This window comes from Nevskia sp. (assembly GCF_023266035.1).
GTDB lineage: Bacteria > Pseudomonadota > Gammaproteobacteria > Nevskiales > Nevskiaceae > Nevskia.
Genome location: NZ_JAHFRY010000205.1, coordinates 1 through 5187 on the forward strand (window position 1 = coordinate 1; position 5187 = coordinate 5187).

The 5187-nt window shown below is 62.4% G+C and carries 5 protein-coding genes; 1 reads left to right on the top strand and 4 read right to left on the bottom strand.

Features of this window, described 5'->3' with window-relative positions:
* From Q0D45_RS20735 to Q0D45_RS20745, 3 genes are all read right to left on the bottom strand, one after another.
* Window positions 1–545 (bottom strand): SDR family oxidoreductase (locus Q0D45_RS20735; protein WP_293397570.1); only part of this gene is annotated, 545 nt, incomplete at its 3' end.
* Window positions 546–603: 58 nt separating this feature from the next.
* Window positions 604–1803: a DUF1214 domain-containing protein gene (locus tag Q0D45_RS20740; protein WP_293397573.1), complete on the bottom strand. Its 1200-nt coding sequence runs from the start codon at window positions 1801–1803 to the stop codon at window positions 604–606.
* The gene (locus Q0D45_RS20745) at window positions 1796–3007 is read right to left on the bottom strand and encodes a sulfotransferase (protein ID WP_293397576.1); all 1212 of its coding nucleotides are present in this window, start codon (window positions 3005–3007) and stop codon (window positions 1796–1798) included. The genes Q0D45_RS20740 and Q0D45_RS20745 overlap by 8 nt, the downstream gene beginning before the upstream one ends.
* A 196-nt stretch (window positions 3008–3203) precedes the next feature.
* On the opposite strand from Q0D45_RS20745, the gene Q0D45_RS20750 reads away from it, so the two are divergent.
* Window positions 3204–4112 (top strand): helix-turn-helix domain-containing protein, encoded by a 909-nt coding sequence (locus Q0D45_RS20750; RefSeq protein ID WP_293397579.1) that lies wholly within the window; start codon window positions 3204–3206, stop codon window positions 4110–4112.
* Between the two features lie 30 nt (window positions 4113–4142).
* Here Q0D45_RS20750 and Q0D45_RS20755 read toward each other — a convergent pair.
* Window positions 4143–5187: amidase family protein (locus Q0D45_RS20755; protein ID WP_293397582.1), on the bottom strand; the 1045-nt coding region annotated here is incomplete at its 5' end.

The following is a 5187-nucleotide window of genomic DNA, read 5'->3' on the forward strand; positions in this document are numbered from 1 at the left end:
GGGAACATGTCCCGAGCCATCGACCGGGTCAGCTGATTGGCTGCCGCTTTCAGCGTGCCGTAGGTAGGAACGCCGAGCATCACCTGGGTGCCGATGATGGAGGTGATGTTGACGATGGCGCCAGGCTCGCCGGCCTTGATCAGGCGCTCGGAGAAAGAGCGGCAGGTGCGCATCACGCCCGAAAGGTTGACGTTGATCAGGTTGTCCCAGTTCTCGTCCTTGATATCCGGGAACAGGCCGAAGTCGAGCTGTGCCGCGCTATTGACCAGGATGTTGACGCGACCAAACGCTTTCTCGGCGCGGTTGAACATCTCTTCAACGCCAGCGGTACTGCCCACGTCCGCATCGATGGCTATCGCCTCTCCTCCGGCCTTTTGAATCTGGGCAACGACTTCTTCCAAACGAGCCTTGTTGCGTGCAACACAGATGACCTTCGCTCCAGCGTCGGCGAGCGTGTTGGCGAATCTGCGGCCCATGCCGGAACCGGCGCCAGTGACCAATGCAACCTTGCCTTTCAGCGAAAACAGCTTCTCGATATTCGACATCTGATCCTCTCCTCGCAGGTGATTTTTTGTTTTGTTTTGTGACTGATTGCTGGCGGTCTTATTCACGGCGCAGCCGGGCGGTGGACCAGGCTCGGTCACGCAAGCTGATCTGTCGCGCTTCGGCCGTGACGGCAGGCGTCGACGCAGGCAGGGAGTCGCGCAGCTCGGCGAGCTTGACTCGGCGCATGCTCGGAATCGGTGTGCCATCCGGCTCGTAATAGCGGATCGCCAGCAGCCCTTGTTCGTGGCCGCCGGCATCAAGCCAGTTGGCGATGCCCGGATCCTGATGCGAGATCACCGCGCGGAAGATCCTGTTTCCTGCGCCGTCATCATCGATCTGAGCCTGGTGGCCGTTCAGCGAGGTCTGCCGCAGGTGGTAGTCGCGCGCTTCCCAGAAATGGCTGCACAGCTGGATGCTCCAGTAGTACGACTTCGGCAGCTTCACTTCGAGGATCAGCGCCTCGTCCGGCGCGCACTGGTAGATGCCCTTGCCGTACTTCAGCGATTTCCAGCCGAAATCGATGGTGTCGAACACCATCGAATTCTTCGGTGCGGCGTAATAGGTGTTCACCACTTGGGCGAAGCGCTTCGGCACATCGCGAATCCAGTCGCAGAACAGTTCCAGCCCATCACCGATGGCGGCCTCGGTCAGCGTCGGTGGCGGGTACTTGGCGTTCTCGTTGACGATGCTGAGGCGCGCCGGCTGTTCGGTGTTCCAGTCGTAGTAGTACTGCCGGAAGATGATGTTGCCCGGGCCTTCGGCGAGCTGAATCCAGTTGCGCACACCTTCTGGCCGCACACGGCTGAGGACGATGTCGACGTGGTTGTTGGCGCCGACGTCGAACTTCGTCAGGCGGTCATGCAAGGTCCAGTCGGCGATATGGGCGAAATGATCCTTGCGGGTTTCGATATCGAACACCCGTGCGGTGCCGCGATCGCCGCTGATCCGGTAGACGTTGTCGCCATGCACTGCCGCCCACTGGTAGTGGCAGTCGGTGGCCGGCAGGCCCCAGTGAATACGTGTGCTCAGCAGATGGAAGAACTGCGGATAGTTGGCATCCGCGAGTTCCATGGTCATCGGCAACGCGCCAGCGATCACCCGGGTGAGATAGCGCGCGCCTTCGGCGCGAGTCAGGTCATCGGTGACCAGCGGGTCGTTCCAGACCAGCTGTTCCAACTCGCCCATCACCTTGGTCACTTCCTTCCAGATGGTCGGATGGGTGAAACCAAGCTGCTGAAGTTGTGTGGAGTTAGGCACTGACGGTCTCCTTGCGGCCGAGCCGGCCGGAATCGATGAAGCGTTTGCGGTAGGCGGCGAAGCGACGATCGATCAGCTCCGGCGTGTAGCCGTAGTCATCCGCCGAATAGGTGTAGGAGCCCCAGTGATGATCGGGCCGCGTCTGGTCGTAATCGCGGAATGCGGCGAGCGCCTCTGGGGTCAGTTCGCGGCCGGCGTAGTCGTAGATACGGCGGATCACTTCGACGATGTCGCCCACCACATCCTCGAAACGAACATCGAGGACGCGGTTCGCCGGCAGCTTGTCGCGCTCGATCAGATAGCCATCCAGTGCGCCAGACCAGTAGTCCAGCATTTCCTTACCCAGCACTTTCTGATCGACGTGATCGCTGCCGATCCGGCGCGCCGCCTCGATCAAGCCACCAAACGACGGCATGACTTTCTGCAGATCCCGGTGACAGTGCACCAGCACCGCGTCCGGGAAGATTTCCAGCAGTGCGTCGAGCGCGTTGATGTGAACGGGGGACTTCATGATCCAGGGACGGCCGCGGGCGCCGCCGTCCTGCCACTGCAGATATTGCATCTGCGCGTACAGGTGTCGGTACATCGGGCGCTGATCGCAGGTGCTGATGTGCGCATAGAACGACGGCGAGCGCGCGAACAGCCAGGTGACCATGCACTCGAAGGAGCCGGCCATCAGGTGCAGTTCCTCGTCGGGCTCCAGGGCCTCGGTGGGGTGGCGCGCCATCCAGTCCGGAAACTGCGTCGCGAACATGTGCTCCACGGCCAGCGCTTCTTCGATGCGTCCCCTGGGATTGCCTGGTTCCTCATCCGGAAACCGCGCCGGGTTGGTGGTGCGCCAGTAGTCCATGCGCTGCACCTGGGGATCAGCCGACAGCACCCGCTGCAGCTTGGTGGTACCGGTGCGTGGCAGGCCGAGGATGATGATCGGCTTGACGATCTTCTCGTTCAGAATTTCCGGATGCCGCTTGATGTCCTGGACGTAGCGCAGCCGATTGACCAGCAGCTTGATGATGCCGCCGTACACCAGCTGCTCGCCGGTCGCGTTCAGCTGGGCCTCGCCCGGCAGGGCCTCGACCAGCTTGGTCAGTCCGGTCATGAAATACCGGTCACCGAAATCGTCCAGCCCGGTTGCAGCGCTCGCAGCGGCCAGCAGAGCTGCTACTGCTTTCGGCGGCGCGGCGGGTACGTTTGAGTCAGTCATCGCTCCTCCAGCATTTTGATGGGCCGCTTCTGGGAGCGGCATGGATCATTCTTCGCGGAAGACCGGCTCGGCCAATATCGAATTCGTCCAAAAGCGTTCGTACGGAATCGTCCGCAGGAAAAGACCGGCAATCCGGGGTCATGGCAGAATCGATGGACGAGTGCGCTGACCAAGGCGCCGTGAGGAGGAGCACGTGATGACGGACATCGGAATCCCCGCTGTCGACGCCTACAGCGAAGCCTGCCGGACAAGACCCTCTCTGGAGCGGAGCCGTGGCCCGCGCAAGGGCATCGGTCTCTACGGCTGGCGAATGGCGCCCACCAAGGAAGTCCACATCCCCGAAACCCGCGAGCTGATCCTGTCGGTACACCTCGGTGGCGCGCGCCGGGTGCGGGTCTACACCGAACAGGGTTTGAGTCGCTCGTTCTCGAAACCCGGCGATATCACCCTGATTCCGCGCGGTCAGGCGGTCAGATACCGGACCGATGGCGAAGTCGAATTCGCCACCGTGCATTTCCCGGTCAATGCTTCAACCTTGCGCAGTGGTGCGCTTTCGGCCGGGATGCTGAACCTGCCGACTTGCCTCTTCGCCCTCCGCGACGACTACGTGCTGGCCAGCGTAAAGACCTTGATGCACGCCTCGAAATCTTCGTCGCCAGACAACGGGCGCTACGTCGCCAAACTGTTCGAAGCGCTCACCTGGCATCTCGCCCGCGTCATCGATGATAGCGATGCCGAGCGGATACAACTCGGAACGTCAGTGCCTTCAGAGCTCGATGGGCCTGATTTCAACGCCGTCCTTAGCCATATCGAAAACCAGCTGGCGGAGAAACTGACGCTGCAGGGAATGGCCGATTACGCCGGCGTCTGTCGCACGGTGTTCGCCCAGGAATTTGCGGAACGCTTCGGCTGCTCACCGCACCGGTTCATCACACAGCGCCGAATCGAAAAAGCCAAGAGCCTGCTCGCGCAAGGCAGGCTCAGCATCACCGATATCGCTTACGAAGTCGGTTTCAGTGGCCAGTCTCATTTCTCGTCGACGTTCAAGGCGCTGACCGGCCATGCGCCAACGAGCTACGTCGAATCCGCCCAACTCACCAGTTGAAGTGAGCCGAGCGGTCCGACGACGCGGGTATCAGCGCCCTATCGCCTCGCCCGGCAGCGGCGGCGTCAGGGTCGGCAAGCGGCGCGCATGGCTCAACTGCTCGAAGGCATACCCCAGCGAGATCAGCTTCGGTTCGCTGAATGCCGGGCCGAAGAACGAGATGCCGACCGGCAGTCCGCCGGCGGTGAAGCCGGCCGGCACGATCAGATCCGGGTAGCCGCTGAGGTTCGCGAAGTTGGTCGCCGAGCGACCTTCCGGGCCGCCGGTGACCGGATCGATATCGGTCCTTGCCGGGCGTTTCGGTGACGTCGGATAGACGATCGCATCGAGGCCGTTGCTCTTCATCACGCCATCCAGCTCGGCCCGGACCAGTGGCAGCGCGTGATCGCGGACGGTCAGGTATTCGGCATCGGTGAGGCTGCCGCTCTTGGCTTCCAGCTTGAACAGGTTCCAGCGGCCTTCGTTGGGGATCATGCCGTCGGTCGGCGACACCAGCGACTCGACGCCGGCCATCAACTCGTCATGCGATTTCGGATAGCCCGGCTTCAGGGTCTTCAGGTAGTCGCCGATCTGAGCCCTGAATTCCGGGCGGCGAATGGCGTTGTAGAACTCGCTGCGGCTGTCGAGCAGCCACTTCGGATACTTGATGTCGACGATCGTCGCACCGGCCTTGCGCATGGTGCTCAGCGCGGTTTCGATGACCCAGTCGACCTCGTCGTCCTGGCCCATGAAATCGCGGGCGATGCCGATCTTGGCGCCCTTCAGCGAGTCCGCCTTGAGGTACTTGGTGTAGTCGGTTTCGAACTTGCCGGCGCTCTTCTGGGTGGCGGCATCGGCCGGATCGACACCGGTCATGGTGCCGAGCGACACGGCGATGTCGGCGACGGTGAGCGCCATCGGGCCGCCGGTATCGAAGCTCAGTGCGAGCGGCACGATGCCATCGCGGCTGAGCAGGCCATGCGTGGGCTTGAGGCCGACGATACCGTTCGAAGTCGACGGGCCACGGATCGAACCGCCGGTATCGGTGCCGAGACCGAGCGGCGCGAACACCGGCACCAGTGCCGCACCAGTGCCG

Bases quoted from the DNA above. Each gene is read 5' to 3' on its own strand.
- Q0D45_RS20750 (WP_293397579.1), top strand. From the start codon at position 3,204: ATGACGGACATCGGAATCCCCGCTGTCGACGCCTACAGCGAAGCCTGC.
- Q0D45_RS20745 (WP_293397576.1), bottom strand. From the start codon at position 3,007: ATGACTGACTCAAACGTACCCGCCGCGCCGCCGAAAGCAGTAGCAGCT.